The following is a 20,655-nucleotide window of genomic DNA, read 5'->3' on the forward strand; positions in this document are numbered from 1 at the left end:
GGAAATATGCTGAATTTTATTTTTGAGGTGATAGTATGGATAATAAATGTGAGAATATGAGGGCTTTAATTTATACAAGAAAACCCAAAAATGAGTATACTGAGTCGTTAAGTAATAGTATTCATTTTGCTTTTTGTGATGAAAAAAATTATTTCAGACCTTTAAATGAAAATTATGGCATATTGTTTGCTTCAACAATGAGGAAGCAGTATATGAAATACGTTGGCAGGGTAATGATGGAAACTGCTATTTGAATAAAATAACGGATTTAATGAAGGGAGATAAAATATCCCTGCCAAAAGCAATAAAAGAATATGAATTTAAGCATCCAACTGTGAATTTACAATATATAGAACCTGGTAATATACTTTCTATCAATAGAGAAGTTTTTCATGCTTTTAAGTTACAGTGGACACCAATTTATAATACCGAGGTTCTTGTACCAGACAGCGTAACAGTATCATCAGCAAAGGACTTGGAAGCAGTAAAAGCAATAGCCACTTATTCAGATGCTTCAATCCTAGAAAAATCAGTAAAATGGGATTGCTCTGAAGTTGATTTTTATAAGCAAGGAACTTATAAGTTAAAAGGTAAGGTGGTACAGGCTGCATATTCATTCCCGTTAGCCCGCGGATATGCAGATCCAGTGATTTTACCATGGAACGATAAATATTATTCAATGAATGTGGTTGTAAAATAATAGGTTCTGTTTTAAATCCATCAAAGCTGTTATCGACATTCTCTTAAAACATAGGCAAATAAGAAAAGGCTCAATTCTCAGAAGCTAGAGTTAGCATTATCTAAATTCTGAGAGTTGAGCTATAATTTTTGGAGCTATCTTTTAAATCAGCTTTGCAACCAATTCTCTAATGATGGCTTCTGCTTTCTTTACATCTGCCTTTCCCTTAGTTTGCTTCATGATGTAGCCGAACATAGAGTTGATAGCTCTATCTTTTCCGGCTTTTACATCTTCTACGGCTTTCGGGTTAGCAGCAATGGCCTCCTGACACAATTTGGTTAAAACCTCATCAGAAATACCTTCTAAGTCTTCAGATTTTATGAATTCTTTCGCAGATTTGCCGCTTTCCAGCATTTGCTGCAGTGTGCTTTGAGCCATTTTAAAATTAATCTTCTTTTCGTCTAAAAGCTTTACTAGTTCTCCAAACTGTTTAGGAGAGATTAAAACCTTGAACAGCTCCTTGTCTTCCTCAGTTGCCATATTGGCATAGATAGTTCCAGTAATCAGGTTTGAAGTATTTTTAGTACCTGCACCTTCAGCTAGTGCAGCTTCAAAGAATTCTGCAACAGCTCTGTATCTGAAAATCTGTTTTGCAGTTGCTTCTGGAATTTCCAGCTCATCCATATATCTCTTTAGCTTATCAAAAGGCGCTTCAGGAAGTGATGCCTGAATTTCATCTACCCTTTCCTGTGGAATTTCAAAACGTATAATATCAGGATCAGGGAAGTAACGGTAATCATCTGAGTTTTCCTTTTCACGCATTGGTGATACGGAATCTGATGCATCGTCATAACGCATGGTTTCTTGAACTATGGTGCCGCTGGCTTCTAAAATGTCGGTTTGTCTTTCAATTTCGGCATACATTGCTCTTTGTATATAGTTAAGAGAATTAATATTTTTAGTTTCAGTTCTAGTTCCAAATTCTTTTGTGCCTGCTTTACGCAAGGATACATTAACGTCGCAGCGCATGGAGCCTTCTTGCATCTTGCAGTCGGAAATCCCGGCATAACGCATGATAAGCTGCAGCTTTTCAGCATACTCCTTTGCTTCTTCGGGAGAGGAAATATCTGGCTCTGATACAATCTCAATTAGTGGAACTCCGCCTCTGTTATAATCAATATATGTGTAACCATTCTCATGAACTAGTTTACCAGCATCTTCTTCGATATGAATACGAGTGATTCCAATCCTTTTACCGCTATCCAGCTTGATGTAGCCATGTTCACAAAGGGGCTCATCATATTGAGAAATCTGGTAAGCCTTAGGTAAATCCGGATAGACATAATTTTTTCTATCCATATGAGAAATATTATTGATTTTACAATGAATGGCGAGCCCAGCTCTTACTGCATACTCCACTACCTTTTTATTTAAGATAGGAAGGGAACCAGGCTGACCAGTGCACACAGGGCAGCAGTGAGTGTTAGGAGCTCCTCCAAATTCAGTGGTACAGCTGCAAAAAATTTTAGTATTAGTTGCCAGTTCAATATGAGTTTCTATACCACATACTACTTCATAGCTCATATTCTGACACCTCCTTCATAAATACCGACTTTATCTTCGGAATTTTGTTCATAGAAATAAGCCATATTTAAGATGGTTTTCTCATCAAATTTTTTGCCCATAATCTGCATACCAATTGGAAGACCTTTTGCATCTTTTCCACAGGGAATTGATATGGATGGTATACCTGCAATGTTAATAGGTACTGTACAAATATCTGAAAGATACATTTCCACAGGGCTTGCGCCTTTAAAATTTAGAGGAAATGCAGTATTTGGTGCTGTAGGGGCAATCAATGCATCACATTTTTCAAATATATGATTAAATTCTCTGTTAATCTCTTCACGGATAACTATAGCTTTCTTGTAATAGGCATCGTAATAGCCGCTGGACAAAACGTAGGTTCCCAGCATTATACGACGCTTTACTTCATCACCGAAGCCTTCGCTTCTAGTTTTGTAAATCATATCATCAATGCTGTCATAGGAAGTTGTGCGGTGACCGTAACGAATACCATCATATCTTCCAAGATTGGAAGAAGCTTCAGCACAGGCTATTATATAGTAAACAGGGAGCGCAAGCTTAAGAGCTGGAAGCTTTATGTTTACTATTTCTGCACCATTTTTCTCAAATAATTTTATTCCTTCAAATATCTGAGCCTTCATATCCTCATCAATGCCTTCAAAGAATTCCTCAGCAATTCCGATTTTCTTGCCTTTAATATCCTGATTTAAGCCAGCTAATATATTATCATAGTCAAAAGCTTTACTTGTCTGGTCGCGTCTGTCAACGCCTTTTATGGCATCGAATACCACTGCAGCATCCTTTACGCTGTAGGTTAATGGGCCAATCTGGTCTAAGGAGCTTCCATAAGCGATTAATCCATAACGTGAAACTGCACCATAGGTTGGTTTAAGTCCTACTATACCGCAGAAGGAAGCAGGCTGGCGCACTGAACCACCAGTATCTGAACCTAAAGCATAAGCTGCTAAGTTTGCGCATACTGCTGCAGCTGATCCACCAGAGGAGCCGCCAGTTACATGTGCAGTGTTTCTTGGATTTAAAGGAGCTCCGTAGCAGCTTGATTCAGAAGTGCTTCCCATGGCGAATTCATCCATATTTGTCTTACCTAAAAGTACAGCACCTTGTACTTTTAATTTTTCCCATACAGCTGAGTCATAATATGGCTTAAATCCATCAAGAATTTTGGAGCAGCAAGTGGTAAGCAAGCCGTCAGTACATATATTATCTTTTAATGCCATTGGAATACCGCATAATGCAGAAGCATTTCCTTCCTTTAGCATCTTGTCAGCAATTTGGGCACCTTGAAGTGCAGTATCAAAGGTGGTATGCACATAGGCGTTTATAGTTGGATTTATATTTTCTATAGACTTTATATATTCTTTTGTGATTTCAACAGAAGATATTTCACCCTTGTGAAGCTTTGATGATAATTCAGAAATTATTTCTTTCATTTTTTACTCCTCCTAACGCTGAAAAACCCGTCCTTATCCTCTACATTAGAAACAATTTTTTCATTAGGAAGAGAAGGAATTACTTCATCTTCACGAAGTTTTTCAAAGGAAACAAGCTCTGAACCTACACTTCGAATCTCTTCTGTGCCACCTTCTACAGACTGGTTAATGGTATCTGCAAATGCAATAATTTCATCAAATTCATTAGCAAACTTTTCAAGTTCTTCATCAGAAAAGCGTAACCTAGCAAGTTTGGCAAGTCTTTCAATTTCTGTTTTACTTACTGCCATAATTTATCTCCTTTCCGAAATCAATTATTTCCTAACTTTAATATGAACTTCACGGAGCTGCTGTTCTGTTACTTCATTTGGTGCACCGCACATAAGATCCTGAGCGCTGCTGCTCATTGGGAAGGCTATAACTTCACGGATGTTCTCTTCATTTCTAAGCAGCATAAGCATACGGTCAACCCCAGGGGCCATACCTGCATGAGGTGGAGCTCCAAATTGAAAGGCGTTGTACAATGCTCCAAATTTTTCTTTTAAGATATCTTCATCATAGCCTGCAATTTCAAAAGCCTTTACCATGATATCCATGTCGTGGTTTCTAACTGCACCGGAGGAAAGCTCAATACCGTTACATACTATATCATATTGATATGCAAGGATATCTAATGGATCTTTTGTATTAAGTGCCTCTAAACCTCCTTGAGGCATAGAGAACGGATTATGGGTAAAGCCAATTTTGCCTGTATTTTCATCAATTTCGTACATTGGAAAATCATTCACATAGCAGAAACGGTATGCATTTTTTTCGCAAATATCAAGTCGCAATCCAAGCTCATTACGAATCTGTCCTGCATATTTGTTTGCAAGATCTTCTGCGTCTGCAATGAAGAATATAACATCACCTGATTCAAGAGAAGCCATATCCAGAAGTTGGCTCTTCATTTCCTCTGGAATAAATTTATCAATAGGTCCCTTATAGGATAAATCTTCTTTTACTTCAAGGTAGCCCAGTCCGCCCATTCCTATAGATTGTGCAAAGGAAAGAATTTTTTCATGAAAGCCTTTAGACATCTCTGCATGAACCTTTATAGCTCTCACTGTTTTATTGTGGAAAGGCTTAAAGGAGCACTTCTGAAAGAAATCAGTAACATCTATGATGCGAAGCGGATTACGAAGGTCAGGCTTATCGCTGCCAAACTCAAGCATTGCTTGTTTGTAGCTAATAATTGGATAAGGCGCTTCCGTAACTTCATAACCCTCTGGAGAAAATTTCTTGAAGGTTTCTGTTAATACTTCTTCTCCTATATGGAATATATCCTCTTGAGTAGCAAAGCACATTTCGAAGTCCAATTGATAGAACTCACCAGGAGAACGGTCAGCACGAGCATCCTCATCACGAAAGCATGGGGCAATTTGAAAATATTTATCAATGCCTGATGCCATAAGCAGCTGCTTATATTGCTGTGGAGCTTGTGGCAGTGCGTAAAATTTACCTTTATATTTTCTTGATGGAACAATATAGTCACGTGCTCCCTCTGGAGAAGATGCACTTAGAATAGGAGTTTGTATTTCTACAAAGCCCATATCACTCATCTTTTGTCTTAGAAAGCTTATAACCTGTGAACGAAAAAGTATGTTATCCTTAACCTTACGATTTCTTAAATCAAGATAACGATATTTTAGACGAACATCTTCACGAATTTCTTTTGAAGTGGCTATTTCAAAAGGCAAATCTCTATATACTTTTCCAAGAACAGTTATGGCATGAGCTTCAAGCTCGATGGTCCCTGTTGGAATATTAGGATTGTAGGTTTCTTCATCACGGTGTTCAATAACTCCTTCTATGGATAAGCACTCTTCTTTTTTGATTCCATTCAGCAGATCAGTATTTCTAAGTACAACCTGCATTACACCATACATATCACGTAAGTCTATAAAAGACACACCGCCATGGTCACGGATATTTTCTACCCACCCAGCTATCTTAAGTTCTGATCCCATATCGCTTTCAAAAATTTGATTTAAGGTTTTGCTTCGATACATTTGTGACATTTTTTTCTCTCCTTTTCTGCTTTTTAGATATTATCATTTCGGAAGAGCATAAAAATTTATCTGCAAGATTCTTTATATATTGCTTTAATGGCCAGCCTTAGCATAATACCTTGCTTCAGCGGCTTATTATTGCATAAAAAAAGTTGCCCGCCCCGAAATAAAAAATTTCAGGACGAACAACTGTTATATGTCCGCGGTACCACCTGATTTACTGTCAAATGCAGTCACTCTAGTGTTGCCAATTTACGATAGGCTTACGGCTCACCTACTAGTCAAAAGACTTTCAGATTGCAGCTGGTAAAGTGTTATTCGCATAAATTCATTTTGCAGGGTTCTCACTATCTCCCGCTCACTGTGAACGATAATCCATGTTACTTCTCTTCGTCATTGCTTTGGCAAAATTATATTACAATTTAGACTCTTTTGTCAATTTATTTATATATGTTAATTTTTACTTTTTTTCACTCATAGGATATAGTATTCGCAATTAAGCATATTTAAATTCTTAAGGAAAAATGCTATAATAATTTCTCTAAACTTTATTACTAATGAAGTGATTTTGGATAGTTATGGAGGGCCATGCCTATGTCCTTATATAGTGATATATTATCAAAAGTAAAAACTAGAGAAAAAGGGGTTAGTGATATGCTAAAAAGCGATAATAAAGGAACTGTAGTAATTGATGGAGTGGTAGGGGTTGGAAAATCCACATTGATGAAGATATTATCTGAAATAGGGTATACAGAATTTGCTGAACCTGTAGTGGACAATCCAATCTTAGAAAAATTTTATTATGACAGAGCAAGATACGCTTTTTCTCTTCAAATATTTTTCTTAAATAAGCGTTTTAAATACATAAAAGAAGCATCCTCTATGGGAAATGCGGTAATGGATAGATCTATTTACGGCGACTGCATATTTGCAAAAATGCTTTGTGATGGAGGAGACATGTCAAAAGATGAATTTGAATTATATAGAGAGCTGCTTGAGAACATGTTAGAGCATGTGGAGCCTCCAAAGCTAATGATTTATTTGGAGACAAGCGTTGATGCAGCTATGGCAAAGATAAAAAAACGCGGAAGGAATTATGAGCAGGTGGTAGAGAGAGCATATTGGGAAACTCTTAACAAGGAATATGAAGCATATTTCGAAGCTTACAATATATCACCAATACTTAAGATTAACGTGGATGCCCTAGATTTTGAAAATAATACTGAAGACAGAAAATATGTTTTGAAGCTGATAGAGCATAAGCTTTCAGAAATTGAAAGGGAGTTTTAAATCGGTATAAAAATCGATACGGATTTAAAACAGAACCAAATAAAAAGATTGAAGACTATTCTTTAAGCTTCAATCTTTTTATTTTTACGGATTTTTTGTTTTAGTCTTTATTCAGACTTCCATCCCAATTGTTCAATTTTTCTTTTATTTTTGATATTTTGTTTTCTGCTTTTTCTTTTGTAAGCTTACCTTCGGAAACTCGCTTATTTATTTCCTCTGTCTTGCAGGCTAGTATTAGAGCTCTTACTTGTTCAGGAGTGAAGCCTTTCTTTTCTTTTGCAAGATCAAAAATAGTTTTTTTCTCCTCCTTTGCTTTGGAAATATCATCTTTAGAAATTCCTAATTGATTTAAAACATCAGGTGTAAGGAACCATCCTCCTTTAGGATGCTCATGACAGTGTTTACAGGTTCCATCGCTGTCATTGGATTTTTTTTCGATTTTAACTGATGGCTCATTTGTTGCAGCAAATGCAGTGGAGCCAAAAGCTATAAGAAGAGCAAGGCTTATAGCTGCAGTTATTTTCAAGTTTCTTCGAATCATGTGTAAATCTCCTCCTATTTTTGGCAATAAATTTTGCCATTGATTTTACGCTACTTAGTTTTAGCAAAAATGTGACAAATTAGTGGAGAAAAAGTTAACATATTGTGAACATTCATAAAATATTACTAACTTATAACTGTGATTACAATTTACAATGACAAATGTCATATTTAAATATAATTTAACTCACTATTTTTATAGATGGGCTTCAAGTATTATAACATTAGAAAAAGAGTTTGGAGGCAAGAAAATAATGATAGTTGAAATAAAAAATCTTGTTAAAAGATATAAGGAATTTGTAGCTGTAGACAACTTAAGTCTGTCTATAAGGGAAGGAGAAATCTTCGGACTTCTAGGACCAAATGGAGCGGGCAAGACCACAACTATAAATACAATTTTAGGACTGAGTAAAAAAGATAGCGGTGAAATAAAAATCTTTGGGAAAAGCATGGATAAAGATCAGGAGGAAATTAAGAGAAGCATAGGGGTGGTACCTCAGAATATTGCAGTTTTCAATGATTTGACTGCTTATGAAAATGTGCAGTTTTTTGGGAGACTCTATGGGCTGAGAGGAAGTCTGCTTAAGGAGCGAATAGAAGAGGCTCTGGAGTTTAGTGGCCTTCTTGATAGAAAAAAAGATTTCCCAGGGAAATATTCAGGAGGTATGCAGCGAAGATTAAATATAGCCTGTGCTATTGTTCACAAACCAAAGCTTATAATAATGGATGAGCCTACTGTTGGAATAGATCCGCAGTCTAGAAATCACATACTGAATTCAGTAAAAAAACTAAATAAAAGCGGTGCTACCGTAATTTATACCTCACACTACATGGAGGAAATAGAGGAGCTTTGCACCGATATAACAATTATGGATTGTGGAAAGATAATAGCTAACGGATCAAAGGAAGAGCTAAAGTCATTAGTTGCTTTAGAAGAAAAGTTAACTTTTACACTATCAAATATTAACTATACAATGATTGATCAAATCAAGAAGATAGATGGTGTTAAGGAATGTATGCTTGATGATAGGAACCTAACTGTAATATCGCAAAAGAATAGCAAGAATTTAAGCAGAATAATAGATTCCATAAATAATTCAAGCTCAGAAATAGTAGGAATAGATGTTGAAAAGCCAAGTCTTGAAGGAGTATTTCTTACTCTTACAGGAAAAAAGCTAAGAGACTAGGAGGGATAAAGATTGAACATCTTATATATAGCTGCAAGCACTATTAAATGTGACTTTAGAGACAAAAGATCGATGATTAGATCAACTGTGATTCCAATACTGATGATTTTAGTTCTTGGAACAGCTCTTAATAGTGCCTTTAAGGGTTTGAAGATAGATAAATTTGATGTATGCTATCTCAATCAGGATAGAGGAATTCAAGGAAAGGAGCTTAGCAAATTTTTTAATAATGATGATGTTAAAGATATATTAAACCTAAGAGAAGTGGCTTCAATTAATGAAGGAGAAAAGTTAATTGATGATAAAAAGGCTTCTGCTTTATTAGTAGTTCCAAAGGATTATTCGGAGAAAATAAAATCTGGAGAAAAAGCCTCAATTCAAATATATAATACAAAGTATGCAGATTTTAAAAATGAAATTATTAAGAATCTTATGGATGCATATAATTCTTCAGGGAATGCTTTGATGGCTGAGGCAAAACTTAATGCTAAGAATTTAAGCTATGTGCAGTACAACACGGTGAATGAAAATAGGATTTCTACTGAAGGAAATGCTCCGAGAGCAATAGATTACTACGGTGTTGCGATGCTTGTCCTAGCCATAATGAGCTCAGCTTTATTTTCCGCAGATATGGTTTCAGAAGATTATTTTGAAAATGTAGGGATTAGGATTAATGCAGCACCTGTAAAGAAATACGAAAAATTAATAGGAAAGATTCTAGGCTGCGTCATTGATACATTTATTAAAAGTATAATTATCATAGCCTTCAGTAAGGCTGCCTTCAACGTGAATTGGGGAGGAAATTTTGGAATGATAGTTTTGATTATAATAAGTGGAGCTGTGTTTTCTACCATATTTGGAATGTTCATTACTATGGCTGTTGGCAGCGGAAACAGGGCATCAGGGATAATCACATTATTAAATAATATTTTTACCTTCTTGGCAGGAGGATACGCTTTAATTGTTACACAGGATATTAATCAATCAATAATAATGCATTTTTCGCCAAATTTTTATCCGCAAACAGCTTTGTTAAATGTTATATATTCTAATAACTATAGAGTTAATGTACATTTCTTTAACACTTTAGGTTATATTTCAATGCTTTGGATTTTTTCAGCTCTGTTATTCATAGGCTTTATGGCACTTGAAAGGAGGAGGATAAGATGACAATTTTTATTTCAAATTTAAAAAGAATATTTAAGAAAAGAATAAATAGAATCACCATATTTCTTGCTCCGATAGTGTTTATTATATTAGCCTATAGTTTAAACACCACAGGCAGCATAAATGTATCAATAGCAGATAAAGACAACACTGAATTTACGAATACTTTTATAAAAGAGTTAGAGAGAAAATGTAATGTAGGAATTACTTCAGAAGATAATATTAAAATAAGGATTATTAATAAAACTGCTGATTACGGTATTGTCATAGATAAGGGATTTACTGATGAGATAATAGATGGTGAAGATGCTAAAATTAAAGCTTTTAGTACTGATGATGCAAGTGTTACTTCTGCTATAAAACTATATGTGGAAAATTATATGAATGCAGCTAAGAATATTGCTAGAAATACCAAAGGAAATAAAGAATTGTTCTATTCTTCTCTTAAGAACTATGAAAATGGAGCTTTCAATAGTGAAAATATTATTTTTGGAAATGCAGGTGGCAATGGGCAGAAGGAAGAAATGGCGTTATGCATGTTAGGCTATACAATGCTTCTGATTGCAACTTTTTCAACAAACCTAATGCTTGAGGATAAGAAAAATAACACCTATATTCGTATGTTTGTTTCACCTCTTAAGAATTGGAATTACATGCTTCAAAATATATTAAGCTTCCTGCTCATAGTATTATTACAAGTACTTGTAGGTTTTATATTTATGGTGGATGCTTTTAAAACTCAGCTTGGAGCATCAGGACTAAATATGTTTATTATATTTGCAATTTATGCTACTAGCTGTGTAGCTTTAAGCCTTGCAATAAGCAGTCTTTCCAAAAATATTAAGCAGGCTTCAATTTTAGCTTTGCTTGTAAATACTATCATAGGAATGCTTGGAGGCTTCTTTTGGCCAAAGGAATATATGCCTAATGTTCTAATTACCATAGGAAAGTTTACTCCAGCATATTGGTTCACAGATGGCATAAATAAATTAATGACCTCCGCATCTATTATTGCTGCCGGTCAAGATATAGGAATAATATTATTGTTCACATTAGCATTTTTTCTGGCATCCTCTTGGAAAAAGGTATATATTGAAAACATTTAATGCAGATATATCTCAACACCTGTATAATAATATTATTATACAGGCTATTTTTTATATAGTTAAAAAGAAGGTCGGAACATGGAATATTTAATTAGAATACTAATTTTCATGATTATTATAGGGGAGTTTGTAATTCAAGGCAATGTTCTTACAGTTGAAGTCGGAGTTTTTTTAATAATAGTATCAGCAAATATATTTAAGCATAAATTTAAAGTCACTGAGATAGGTTTAATAATAGAAGGGGCACTTGCAGCCTTTGGGTGTAGATATAGTAGTAATTTTTCCTTAATCTATGCCTTAATTGCATATGATGCTGGCAGAGAGAATATGAAGCTGCTTGCAATTCCAGCTGCTGCATTGGGAATGTATTTTTCAGGTTCAAGGAATACTTTGGAGGCTTTAGCATTGTATGTTATGGCTTTTATGTTAGGAAATCTTAATTTAAGATTTAATGAAAAAATAGATTCCTTTAAGGAAACCTATGATAATGAAAGAAGATATAGATATGAACTGGAAGCTGCCAAAAAGAGACTTTTGAATTCCGCCAAGGAGACTGCTTATATTGCTGAAATCAAGGAAAGAAACAGAATTGCAAGGGAAATTCATGATACAGTAGGGCACAGCATTGCCAGTATTTTAATTCAGCTTCAAGCAGTGCAAAAACTAAAGCTTAGAGATGAAGAAAAGTCTGATAACCTGTTAAAGGATTCCATTAAAAGATTGTCAGAAACCCTAGATATGATGAGAAATACGGTGCATAATATAAAGCCAGGGAATGCAATTGGTCTGGAATATATAAAAAGTATTATTAATAACTTTAATTTTTGCTCTGTGGATTTTAAATATTCAGGAGATATTAACAAACTCCAGCCTAATGTGCTTGAGACTATTAGCTCTGACGTAAAAGAGGCTCTTACCAATGCATATAGGTATTCCAAAGCAACAAACATAGAAATAAAAATTGATATAAGTGATAGTGCGGTAAGGGTTTATATTAAAGATAATGGGAAAGGCTGCCATAACTTAAGAGAAGGATTCGGACTACTTGGAATAAGGGAGAGAATAAAAAACCTGGGGGGAACGGTTTCCTTCAGCGGTGAAAATGGTTTTATTATAGTTTATGTAATTCCGATTGGAGAAGAAAGGTGAAGAGTTAATTGAAAATAATAATAGTAGATGACGATGGCCTTATTATAGACAGCCTAAAATTACTTTTAAGTTTGGAAGAAGATATAGAGGTATTAGGCACTGCCCAAAATGGGAAAGAAGCTTTTGAACTTTGTAAAGTGAACAAGCCAGATATTGTATTGATGGATATAAGAATGCCTGTTATGGACGGTGTACTAGGAACTAAACTTATAAAGGAAAACTTTCATGATATTAAAGTAGTACTTTTAACTACCTTTAAAGACGATGAATATATAAGAGAGGCCGTAATGAATGGAGCTGAAGGTTATATATTAAAAAATCAGTCATCGGACAGCATTATAGAAAGTCTAAGAGCAGTATGCAAAGGAAATACTGTTTTTGAAAAGAATGTAGTTAACGCAATCACGGGCATGCTTAAGCAAGGAAAAAGAAAAAAGCCTTCTGATTTCAATTTGTCACAACGAGAATTTGAAATTCTGGCATTAATAGCGGAAGGTTTTTCAAATAAAGAAATAGCAGAAAAACTATTTTTGGGAGAAGGAACAGTTAGAAACTATATAACAAATATTTTGGAGAAGCTGGAGCTTAGAGATAGAACCCAATTGGCTATATTTTACTTGAAAAATTTTTAATGATTTGATATGTTATAAAAAATGCTAGTACATTTCTATATTGACATATGAATTTCATAATGATATTATTAACTCCATAAAAACTGAATAAATCTTCAGGGCAGGGTGCGATTCCCTACCGGCGGTATAGCCCGCGAGCCGTAAGGCAGATTCGGTGAAACTCCGAAGCCGACAGTAAAGTCTGGATGGAAGAAGATGAAAATTTGTACTTGATACATAAGTCTATGCTTTTTTAGTCATAGTATTTATGATCAGGATATTTTGTGGATTTTGAATGCCCTGAGATTTAGTTCTCAGGGTTTTTTATTTTCTAGAAAGAGGATTGGAGTGGTGGTATGGACGAGATTAAACATATGAAAAGAGCATTGGAATTGGCTGAGAAGGGAATGGGATATACCAATCCTAATCCATTGGTAGGAGCAGTAATAGTAAAGGAGGGCAGAGTGATAGGAGAAGGCTATCATAAGCTTTATGGTGATAATCATGCAGAGGTCAATGCTTTTTTAAATGCTGCAGAAAATGTAGAAGGTGCAACAATGTATGTTACTTTGGAACCCTGCTCTCATTATGGAAAAACACCACCTTGCGCTGACAAAATAGTAGAAAAAAAGATTAAGAAGGTAGTTATTGGGTTGAAGGATCCAAATCCCTTGGTATCTGGAAAAGGTATAAAGATTCTAAAGGACGCAGGAATAGAAGTAGTGACAGGGGTTCTTGAAGAGGAAGGAAGAAAGCTGAATGAGATATTCCTTAAATATATAACCACAAAGCTTCCTTTTTGCATAATGAAAACTGCCATGACATTGGATGGGAAAATTGCAGCTTATACAGGTGATTCCAGATGGGTAACAGGGGAAGCTTCAAGAAAGTATGTACATAAGTTAAGGCACAGAGCAGCTGGAATTATGGTTGGAATAGGAACTATACTTGCAGATGATCCTATGCTGACAACACGACTCGAAGATATAAAAGGAAGCGACCCCATAAGGATTATTGTAGATAGCAGAGCTGGAATTTCACTTGAAGCTAAGGTACTAGATGCTAATTCCAGTGCTAGAACAATAATAGCAACTACTGAAAAGGCATCAATAGATAAAATTAGAGCTTTGGAGAACAAAGGAGCAGATATCATAATAACGCCGCTTAAAAATGAAAGGGTAGATTTATCTTTTCTTATGAAGGAGCTTGGAAAGAGAAAGATTGATAGTGTGCTTTTAGAAGGAGGCAGCGAACTAAATTATGCCGCGCTTGAAGAAGGCATAGTTGATAAGATAAATGCTTTTATAGCTCCTAAAATTATCGGAGGAGGCAGGGCAAAGACACCGGTTGGAGGAGAAGGAAAAGCTTGTATGAAGGAGGCTATTTTGTTGGATAGAATAAATGTCCATAGTTTTGGAGATGACATAATGATAGAAGCATATACGAAAAAAAAGGGGGATTAACATTAATGTTCACTGGGTTAATTGAGGAAATAGGATATGTTGAAGCTGTAACTAAGTCTGTAAAATCGTCGAGAATTACCATCAGTGCTAATAAGGTTTTAGAAGGAACAAGGCTTGGAGATAGCATATGCACCAATGGAGTATGCCTTACAGTGACATCCTTTGGGAAAAATAAATTTACAGTGGATGTTATGGCAGAAACTGTGAGAAGAAGCAATTTAAAAGATATCTCTTCAGGAGATAAAGTAAATCTTGAGAGGGCTCTAAGGGTAGGTGACAGATTAGGAGGACATATGGTAAGCGGTCATATCGATGGTACAGGTACCATTGAGAATTATGAGAAAGAAGACAATGCAGTATGGATTACTGTGGCAGCATCTGGAGAGATTTTAAGATACATTGTGAATAAGGGCTCTGTTGCAATAGATGGAGTAAGTCTTACAGTGGCATACGTGGATGAAAGAGTATTTAAGGTTTCAATAATTCCGCACACTAAGGATATGACCACACTTCTAAGAAAGAAGGTGGGAGATGAAGTAAATTTAGAGTGCGATATGATAGGCAAATATATAGAAAAGTTTTTAGAAGTTAAGGAGCAGGCACAGATTAAAGGTGGAATTGATCTTAATTTTTTGTGTGAAAATGGTTTTGCTTAATGTATAGGGAGGATGGATTATGTATAAATTTAATAAGATTGAAGAAGCAATTGAGAATATAAAAATTGGGAAAATAGTAGTGGTAATAGATGATGAGGATAGGGAAAATGAAGGAGATCTATTGATGGCAGCGGAAAAAGTTACTCCAGAAGCCATCAATTTTATGGCTAAGTATGGCAGAGGGCTTATCTGTATGCCTGTCATAGGCGAGAAATTAAGAAATTTAGATATATCAGCAATGACGGATAATAACACAGATCCTCATGGTACAGCTTTTACGATATCAATAGATTCTTCGGATGCTACTACAGGAATTTCAGCCTTTGAGAGGGCAGCTACTATAAAGAAGGTAATGGCTTCTAATGCAAAAGCAGAAGATTTCAAAAGGCCTGGACATATGTTTCCGTTGGAGGCAAGAGAAGGCGGAGTACTGAAAAGAGCTGGTCATACCGAGGCGGCAGTGGACTTAGCAAGACTAGCTGGACTTTATCCTGCTGGAGTTATTTGCGAGATAATGAATGAGGATGGCAGCATGGCAAGGACACCTGAGTTAATGGAATTTGTAAAGAAGCATAACCTTAAAATTATAACTATCGCAGATTTAATTTCTTACCGCAGGAATAATGAGGTATAGGATTAACATTATTTAAAACAGAGCTAAAAACTAAGAAAGAAAAGCGTGGACTATGCTAAATTTAAAAAAGAAAATGGAGGAAACCAAAATGAAAACATATGAAGGTAAATTAGTTGCACAAGGATCAAAGTTTGCTATTATTGTAGGAAGATTTAATGAGTTTATAGGCGGTAAACTTTTATCAGGAGCATTAGACGGCTTAAGACGTCATGGAGTAGAGGAAGAAAATATTGAAATAGCTTGGGTACCTGGCGCTTTTGAAATTCCTTTGGTGGCGAAGAAGATGGCAAAAAGTGAAAAATATGATGCTATTCTATGCCTTGGAGCAGTAATAAGAGGAGCTACACCACATTTTGATTATGTATCAAGCGAAGTGTCAAAGGGTATAGCAAATGCATCTTTAGAAACAGGAGTCCCGGTAATCTTTGGAGTGCTGACAACAGATACCATTGAGCAGGCCATAGAAAGAGCAGGTACAAAAGCAGGTAATAAAGGCTATGATGCTGCAGTTACTGCTATTGAGATGGCTAATCTTTTAAAGCAGCTTTAGGCTTATAGAATTTGTAAGTGGTATATCACGAATGTTGTTTACAATTTGGCAATAAGTTTAATATATAATATAAGGATAAATTGTAAATGCTAGGGTGGTAAAATCATGAACAAAAGTATACTTGTTATAGAAGATGAAGAAGATATAAGAGATATCCTTACCCATTATATAAAAAAGGAAGGCTACGTAGTTAAAGAGGCTATGGATGGCGAAACGGGAATTAGATTAGTGGAGAGGGAAAGTATAGATTTAATAATTTTAGATTTGATGCTTCCAGATATGAGTGGATTTGATGTGTGCAAAAAAATCTCAAGTAACCATAAAATCCCCATTTTATGCTCACTGCCAAGTGTGATATCGTAGATAAAATATTGGGCCTGGAGCTTGGGGCAGATGATTATATTACAAAGCCTTTCGATATAAGAGAGGTCATGACAAGAATTAAGGTGTGCCTAAGGAGAATAGAAAGTTTAAAAGAGGATGATGCAGAAAATGTAATTAAGCTTTCTCAGGATATAAGGATACTTGAAAATAGCCGAGAGGTTTTTAAAGGGGAAGAGGGCATTAGGCTTAAGCCTAGAGAATTTGATTTGCTTCTAGCCTTCGCTAAAAATAGAAAAGTGGTAATGTCTAGAGATAAGCTGCTTCAGAAGGTTTGGGGCTATGATTTTGAAGGAGATAGCAGAACTGTAGATGTTCATGTTCAAAGGCTTAGAAAAAAATTGGAGGAGTCCAGCCAAGAAGCAATAATTCAAACTGTATTTGGAGTAGGATATAAGATGATATGAGCTGGAAGCAGATTAACATGAGATTTTCAATTAGATATAAATTTACTATAGGACTCCTGATTATTTTTTGTATATGTTTTAATGTGATGACTATTTACATAAATAATATGACCCTGCAAAATAACAAAAGAATAATAAGTAATGAATTAGTTGCCTCTCAGAGAGATTTGAATATTTATTTTAAGCAGTATATTATCATCAATAATATAAAAGAAACTTCAGCTGAGGTGGAGAAAAATTGTGATGAAATAGGTACAGCTTTAGCCTCTAAGCTTAATAATAGGATTTTACTTTATAAAAAGGATGGAAGCTTGCTGCTGGACACGGATTATAGCGCTGGACAGCTATATTTAAATGACGGCACCATTGTAAAAGACGATTTTAGCGATTTGAAAGAAGCTTTGAAGGGAGGCAAACAGAGATGAAGTAAGCAGGCTTTTAGTTAATATAATAGACAATGCCATAAAGTACGGATATGTAAAATCCACAGTGACCATAAACCTTTTTGGTGACGCAGAGAGCTGTAATATAGTTGTTGAAGACCAAGGACAAGGTATAAGTGAGTTGGCTCTTGAAAAGATTTTTCAGCCATTTTATAGGGATAAAAGTGCAGCTATGCGAAGTCGGGAGGGAAATGGTCTAGGGCTTGCCATAGCCAAGCTGTAGTAGATGCTTATAGCGGAACTATAACTATTGAAAGTAAAATTAACCTAGGTACTAGGGTTCATATAAAAATTCCTCTGTTTTACAATTTGGCAACAACCTGATTGGATAATAGAAATAAATTAATTTTATCATTTCATTATCAATTAGGAAGAGGTGGAAGCAAGTATGAAAAACAAAAAAATGTCTTTAATAATAAAAGTTCCTATTCCAATTTTTATAATAGGGGGCTGCATTTTGGTAGATAGATGGAGCAGCCTTTCTGAAAAATATTTTTCTGAAAAACCTGTAATAGTGGATGCAGATACTTCAGCCGCTGTTGGTGATGATAAACCTTTGGAGATAATAAGCAAGAAAACTTATGGAAATGTGGAAGGATTCTCTGCGAATCTGGGCTTTATAGGAGATAATGAGGCGTTGGTTGGAATAGGTATGACCAGTGATGAATTTTTTAAAAAGTATCCTAATCCAGTTAGTAAAGAGGATAACGAGAAAGCTCTTTATGATATAAGTGGACAGCTATATAGGCTAAATCTTTCTACATTAGAAAAAACACCTATAGGTATTAATACTAGAGATGTACTAGCAGATGTGCTGCCTAACGTTAAAAAAGTAAGCTATTTTTCTCAAGGAAAATTTTCAATATATGATTTGAAAAATAATTTAATTACTGTAGGCAGCAAAGAGGAAAAGCAGTATAAAGCTAAGGGTAACTTTTCAGAGGATGGAAATTATTATATAAGGGGCAATAACGAGGAAGGCATTGAATTATATGATATTAATAAAAAGAGTTCTAAAATAATTAAGCTTACTGGAAATACAAGCATACTTATGGATGCTAGCTTTTATAGTAAGGATGGGAAAGAAATATATTTTATTGGAGGACAGTATAAGGGAAAGGATTATTCAAGGATGGGTATATTTAAAATAAATAGCGAGGATGCTAAAATTACTGAAGTTTTACTGCTTCCATATAATGATACTAAAAGTAGCAATTTAAATAATATGAGCAATATATGGTCAGAAAAATATTATGTGCTGGATGGTGGAAAAAAATATTTTTCTCAGCTTCTATAAATGGTGTCTATGGAATTTACATGTATGATACGGTGAACAAAAAATTTTATGATGATATTCCTTATGCAACAAAATCTAAAGAGGGTCATTACATGTGCCCATTTTGGGTATCACCAGATGGTACCAAGATTGTTTATGTAAATTTGGCAATTGAAAATAATGAAGAAGAATGGAATTTGTATTCAGCTAGAATAAATGGAAATATTTTAACAGGCAAAACCTGTATATATAAAAATTATGGTAGTGATAGCTCCAGCCTTAGAAATATTCAATGGAGTCCAGATAGTAAAAAAGTTTTATTTTTTAAATTTAGTGACGAATATATAAAAAATCAATATCCTTTTTTTAATAAAAATGAAGTTAATGTTTTCACCTTTAAATAATGCAAAGGTAAAGTTTTTAATGAATATGATGTAGAGATAAAATGGGCTTAAAAGCCCATTTTACGGGGGGATATTCTAGCAACTATTTGTTTTTGTAGTATTCCCCTAAAGATATTCCATTTGCTCCTAGAGGTATTTGATGATCAAGCCCTATAAATTTCCCATCTGATTGCCAAAGGGCTGGCTTTAATAAGGCATATATTGCTTCGTCCCAGGTTTTCCAGTCATAACCTAAAAGACCACCAGTATCTCCGGAATTTGGATTCAAACACCAGAAGGTTTGATTTATGTGATTAGCAACTATATAATCTCTTAAATAGGTCATCCATTTCTGATTTTTTCCGCCATCCATCTGGCCGCCCCATTCTCCTATTAAAAGAGGAGCTATCCCTTTATCATTTATATATGCCCAGCTATTATACCAATAATCATCAAGCAATGTCTGCTGAGTGAAATCCTTATCAAACCAGGGCTGGTCTGATACTGAAGGCCCGTAATCATGAGGTGAATATACTATTTGGCTATTTAAAGTTCCTAAATCAATTGGATAATCCTTTACTCCTCTTAAATTGCCTCCCCACCAAGCACTGTACCAAGGTGAAGTTTCAGAATTAGAACCCCAGATGTCAGGAGTAGCATAAGTGTAGCCTTTTTCTGTTTTCGGATATTGCTCAATGCCTTCAATCATTATTAGCAGTTTTGGATTAGTGGCAAGTACGGCTTTTGAACACCTTTCAGCGGCATATTTCCAATTGTTTTCGTCTTGGGAATTATCCCATTTTGCAATATTTGAAGGTACATCAGCAGAATAACCTCTTTTTCCATGCGGTTCATTTTTTAAGTCAAAGGCTAAAATGGTATCATCATTTTTATATTTATTGGCCAGCCATGCTAAAGTATCTATCCACTTATCTGTAGTTATTATACCAGCTGTGGAAGTATTTAAGCCGTACCATAATGGATAATTCTGACCTGAGTTATTAGCATCGGGACTATGAACATCTACCATAACCTTTATTCCTAGCTGTTTGCAGTATCCCATTATGACATCAAATATTTCCATGCTGTTTTTAACACTTTTGGTATTAGGATCATAAAAATCAGGATTGCAAACGAAGTAGGGAGGGTTGTTGGAGGCTGTCACACTTGAAACCTTATTTGGATTTCCTATCATCCAGCTGTATAGAAGTTCAGAGGAAATGGGGATTCTTAAAAATCCTATACCCCTATTTGCCACATCTGTAAGTATGGTCTTTATATCATACCAAGCACCATGTAATACGTTTTCACTGCAATTAAACCCAAACCAATTAGCTCCAGTAAGCCAAACTTCCTTACCATTCATATCGTAAATCTTATTGCCTACACAGTGAAGCCAATCATCGTTGTTGGTATCAGCTGCTCGTACTTTCAAGGCTTTGTTATAGTATGTGGTGGAAATTAAAGTCATTAAAACAAGAAGTAATGAAAAAAATTTCTTGAGCTTTTTCATCATAAATAAGTCTCCTTAATTAAAATACTTTATAACATTTTACTGAAGAAGCAAATTAAAAAAATCACCTCCATGAAAATTGTTAAACCACAGTACCTATCAGTAAATGTTTACTTTAACTAATAGGTTTT

Annotated in this window: 22 protein-coding genes, 2 pseudogenes and 1 riboswitch; of the genes and pseudogenes, 18 read left to right on the plus strand and 6 right to left on the minus strand. The window is 35.0% G+C overall.

The annotated features are described in order from the left end of the window. Positions 1 to 35: 35 nt before the first annotated feature. Together IAI10_RS04590 and IAI10_RS04595 are read left to right on the plus strand one after the other, a co-directional pair. Positions 36 to 254 (plus strand): hypothetical protein, encoded by a 219-nt coding sequence (locus tag IAI10_RS04590; RefSeq protein ID WP_315672107.1) that lies wholly within the window; start codon positions 36 to 38, stop codon positions 252 to 254. After that, a complete protein-coding gene (locus tag IAI10_RS04595; protein WP_315672108.1) occupies positions 251 to 700 on the plus strand; it encodes an Ig-like domain-containing protein in 450 nt (149 codons plus the stop codon). Before IAI10_RS04590 ends, IAI10_RS04595 begins: the two co-directional genes overlap by 4 nt. 141 nt (positions 701 to 841) lie before the next feature. Here IAI10_RS04595 and gatB read toward each other — a convergent pair whose 3' ends face one another. The 4 genes from gatB to aspS are packed head-to-tail and all read right to left on the minus strand — an operon-like array spanning position 842 to position 5,777. Then, positions 842 to 2,263, minus strand: a complete 1,422-nt coding sequence (gatB, locus tag IAI10_RS04600; RefSeq protein ID WP_315672109.1) for an Asp-tRNA(Asn)/Glu-tRNA(Gln) amidotransferase subunit GatB — start codon at positions 2,261 to 2,263, stop codon at positions 842 to 844. After that, the gene (gatA, locus tag IAI10_RS04605; RefSeq protein ID WP_315672110.1) at positions 2,260 to 3,717 is read right to left on the minus strand and encodes an Asp-tRNA(Asn)/Glu-tRNA(Gln) amidotransferase subunit GatA; all 1,458 of its coding nucleotides are present in this window, start codon (positions 3,715 to 3,717) and stop codon (positions 2,260 to 2,262) included. The genes gatB and gatA overlap by 4 nt, the downstream gene beginning before the upstream one ends. Further along, on the minus strand, positions 3,714 to 4,007 hold the full coding sequence (gatC, locus tag IAI10_RS04610; protein WP_315672111.1) for an Asp-tRNA(Asn)/Glu-tRNA(Gln) amidotransferase subunit GatC: 294 nt from the start codon (positions 4,005 to 4,007) through the stop codon (positions 3,714 to 3,716). Before gatC ends, gatA begins: the two co-directional genes overlap by 4 nt. Positions 4,008 to 4,031: 24 nt before the next feature. Further along, on the minus strand, positions 4,032 to 5,777 hold the full coding sequence (gene aspS / locus IAI10_RS04615) for an aspartate--tRNA ligase (RefSeq protein WP_315672112.1): 1,746 nt from the start codon (positions 5,775 to 5,777) through the stop codon (positions 4,032 to 4,034). Between the two features lie 585 nt (positions 5,778 to 6,362). Between aspS and IAI10_RS04620 the strand changes: the two genes are divergently transcribed. Then, positions 6,363 to 7,058, plus strand: a complete 696-nt coding sequence (locus tag IAI10_RS04620) for a deoxynucleoside kinase (protein WP_396334340.1) — start codon at positions 6,363 to 6,365, stop codon at positions 7,056 to 7,058. A gap of 100 nt (positions 7,059 to 7,158) precedes the next feature. On the opposite strand, the gene IAI10_RS04625 is transcribed toward IAI10_RS04620, so the two are convergent. Continuing rightward, positions 7,159 to 7,599, minus strand: coding sequence for a hypothetical protein (locus IAI10_RS04625; protein WP_315672113.1), 441 nt, complete (start codon positions 7,597 to 7,599; stop codon positions 7,159 to 7,161). A gap of 253 nt (positions 7,600 to 7,852) precedes the next feature. Between IAI10_RS04625 and IAI10_RS04630 the strand changes: the two genes are divergently transcribed. The 15 genes and pseudogenes from IAI10_RS04630 to IAI10_RS04700 all read left to right on the plus strand — a co-directional run bounded on the left by IAI10_RS04630 (position 7,853) and on the right by IAI10_RS04700 (position 19,032). Next, a complete protein-coding gene (locus IAI10_RS04630; protein WP_315672114.1) occupies positions 7,853 to 8,785 on the plus strand; it encodes an ABC transporter ATP-binding protein in 933 nt (310 codons plus the stop codon). A gap of 12 nt (positions 8,786 to 8,797) precedes the next feature. Then, positions 8,798 to 9,955, plus strand: coding sequence for an ABC transporter permease (locus IAI10_RS04635; RefSeq protein ID WP_315672115.1), 1,158 nt, complete (start codon positions 8,798 to 8,800; stop codon positions 9,953 to 9,955). Next, on the plus strand, positions 9,952 to 11,058 hold the full coding sequence (locus tag IAI10_RS04640; protein ID WP_315672116.1) for an ABC transporter permease: 1,107 nt from the start codon (positions 9,952 to 9,954) through the stop codon (positions 11,056 to 11,058). The genes IAI10_RS04635 and IAI10_RS04640 overlap by 4 nt, the downstream gene beginning before the upstream one ends. Before the next feature lie 78 nt (positions 11,059 to 11,136). Next, positions 11,137 to 12,207 (plus strand): sensor histidine kinase, encoded by a 1,071-nt coding sequence (locus IAI10_RS04645; RefSeq protein WP_315672117.1) that lies wholly within the window; start codon positions 11,137 to 11,139, stop codon positions 12,205 to 12,207. A gap of 8 nt (positions 12,208 to 12,215) precedes the next feature. Continuing rightward, positions 12,216 to 12,839: a response regulator transcription factor gene (locus IAI10_RS04650; protein ID WP_315672118.1), complete on the plus strand. Its 624-nt coding sequence runs from the start codon at positions 12,216 to 12,218 to the stop codon at positions 12,837 to 12,839. Between the two features lie 87 nt (positions 12,840 to 12,926). After that, positions 12,927 to 13,040, plus strand: a riboswitch (FMN riboswitch). A 134-nt stretch (positions 13,041 to 13,174) separates the two neighbouring features. After that, positions 13,175 to 14,281 (plus strand): bifunctional diaminohydroxyphosphoribosylaminopyrimidine deaminase/5-amino-6-(5-phosphoribosylamino)uracil reductase RibD, encoded by a 1,107-nt coding sequence (gene ribD / locus IAI10_RS04655; RefSeq protein WP_315672119.1) that lies wholly within the window; start codon positions 13,175 to 13,177, stop codon positions 14,279 to 14,281. 5 nt (positions 14,282 to 14,286) lie between these two features. Then, a complete protein-coding gene (locus IAI10_RS04660; protein ID WP_315672120.1) occupies positions 14,287 to 14,937 on the plus strand; it encodes a riboflavin synthase in 651 nt (216 codons plus the stop codon). Between the two features lie 19 nt (positions 14,938 to 14,956). Next, positions 14,957 to 15,565, plus strand: a pseudogene (gene ribB / locus IAI10_RS04665) (3,4-dihydroxy-2-butanone-4-phosphate synthase); the annotation flags it as partial. Between the two features lie 94 nt (positions 15,566 to 15,659). Continuing rightward, entirely contained in the window at positions 15,660 to 16,121 is a 462-nt protein-coding gene (ribE, locus tag IAI10_RS04670; protein ID WP_315672121.1) for a 6,7-dimethyl-8-ribityllumazine synthase, read from the plus strand. Positions 16,122 to 16,226: 105 nt separating this feature from the next. Next, positions 16,227 to 16,484, plus strand: coding sequence for a response regulator (locus tag IAI10_RS04675; protein WP_315672122.1), 258 nt, complete (start codon positions 16,227 to 16,229; stop codon positions 16,482 to 16,484). After that, positions 16,457 to 16,909: a response regulator transcription factor gene (locus tag IAI10_RS04680; RefSeq protein WP_315672123.1), complete on the plus strand. Its 453-nt coding sequence runs from the start codon at positions 16,457 to 16,459 to the stop codon at positions 16,907 to 16,909. The genes IAI10_RS04675 and IAI10_RS04680 overlap by 28 nt, the downstream gene beginning before the upstream one ends. 17 nt (positions 16,910 to 16,926) lie before the next feature. Next, on the plus strand, positions 16,927 to 17,334 hold the full coding sequence (locus IAI10_RS04685; RefSeq protein ID WP_315672124.1) for a hypothetical protein: 408 nt from the start codon (positions 16,927 to 16,929) through the stop codon (positions 17,332 to 17,334). 37 nt (positions 17,335 to 17,371) lie between these two features. Next, on the plus strand, positions 17,372 to 17,575 hold the full coding sequence (locus IAI10_RS04690) for an ATP-binding protein (protein WP_315672203.1): 204 nt from the start codon (positions 17,372 to 17,374) through the stop codon (positions 17,573 to 17,575). 165 nt (positions 17,576 to 17,740) lie between these two features. Beyond that, positions 17,741 to 18,649, plus strand: coding sequence for a hypothetical protein (locus IAI10_RS04695; protein WP_315672125.1), 909 nt, complete (start codon positions 17,741 to 17,743; stop codon positions 18,647 to 18,649). Between the two features lie 92 nt (positions 18,650 to 18,741). After that, positions 18,742 to 19,032: a hypothetical protein gene (locus IAI10_RS04700; RefSeq protein ID WP_315672126.1), complete on the plus strand. Its 291-nt coding sequence runs from the start codon at positions 18,742 to 18,744 to the stop codon at positions 19,030 to 19,032. Between the two features lie 94 nt (positions 19,033 to 19,126). Here the strand turns inward: IAI10_RS04700 and IAI10_RS04705 are convergent. Next, positions 19,127 to 20,524 (minus strand): annotated as a pseudogene (locus IAI10_RS04705) (glycoside hydrolase family 5 protein); the annotation flags it as partial. Between the last annotated feature and the right edge of the window lie 131 nt (positions 20,525 to 20,655).

It is taken from the genome of Clostridium sp. 19966 (assembly GCF_032335695.1).
GTDB lineage: Bacteria > Bacillota > Clostridia > Clostridiales > Clostridiaceae > JACTOJ01.

Coding starts and splice junctions, on each gene's coding strand:
- gatC (WP_315672111.1), bottom strand. CDS start 4,007: ATGGCAGTAAGTAAAACAGAAATTGAAAGACTTGCCAAACTTGCTAGG.
- IAI10_RS04640 (WP_315672116.1), top strand. CDS start 9,952: ATGACAATTTTTATTTCAAATTTAAAAAGAATATTTAAGAAAAGAATA.
- IAI10_RS04685 (WP_315672124.1), top strand. CDS start 16,927: ATGAGATTTTCAATTAGATATAAATTTACTATAGGACTCCTGATTATT.
- IAI10_RS04700 (WP_315672126.1), top strand. CDS start 18,742: ATGTGCCCATTTTGGGTATCACCAGATGGTACCAAGATTGTTTATGTA.
- aspS (WP_315672112.1), bottom strand. CDS start 5,777: ATGTCACAAATGTATCGAAGCAAAACCTTAAATCAAATTTTTGAAAGC.
- IAI10_RS04620 (WP_396334340.1), top strand. CDS start 6,363: ATGTCCTTATATAGTGATATATTATCAAAAGTAAAAACTAGAGAAAAA.
- IAI10_RS04680 (WP_315672123.1), top strand. CDS start 16,457: ATGCTCACTGCCAAGTGTGATATCGTAGATAAAATATTGGGCCTGGAG.
- IAI10_RS04630 (WP_315672114.1), top strand. CDS start 7,853: ATGATAGTTGAAATAAAAAATCTTGTTAAAAGATATAAGGAATTTGTA.
- IAI10_RS04625 (WP_315672113.1), bottom strand. CDS start 7,599: ATGATTCGAAGAAACTTGAAAATAACTGCAGCTATAAGCCTTGCTCTT.
- IAI10_RS04660 (WP_315672120.1), top strand. CDS start 14,287: ATGTTCACTGGGTTAATTGAGGAAATAGGATATGTTGAAGCTGTAACT.
- ribE (WP_315672121.1), top strand. CDS start 15,660: ATGAAAACATATGAAGGTAAATTAGTTGCACAAGGATCAAAGTTTGCT.
- IAI10_RS04645 (WP_315672117.1), top strand. CDS start 11,137: ATGGAATATTTAATTAGAATACTAATTTTCATGATTATTATAGGGGAG.
- gatB (WP_315672109.1), bottom strand. CDS start 2,263: ATGAGCTATGAAGTAGTATGTGGTATAGAAACTCATATTGAACTGGCA.
- ribD (WP_315672119.1), top strand. CDS start 13,175: ATGGACGAGATTAAACATATGAAAAGAGCATTGGAATTGGCTGAGAAG.
- IAI10_RS04675 (WP_315672122.1), top strand. CDS start 16,227: ATGAACAAAAGTATACTTGTTATAGAAGATGAAGAAGATATAAGAGAT.
- IAI10_RS04590 (WP_315672107.1), top strand. CDS start 36: ATGGATAATAAATGTGAGAATATGAGGGCTTTAATTTATACAAGAAAA.
- IAI10_RS04695 (WP_315672125.1), top strand. CDS start 17,741: ATGAAAAACAAAAAAATGTCTTTAATAATAAAAGTTCCTATTCCAATT.
- gatA (WP_315672110.1), bottom strand. CDS start 3,717: ATGAAAGAAATAATTTCTGAATTATCATCAAAGCTTCACAAGGGTGAA.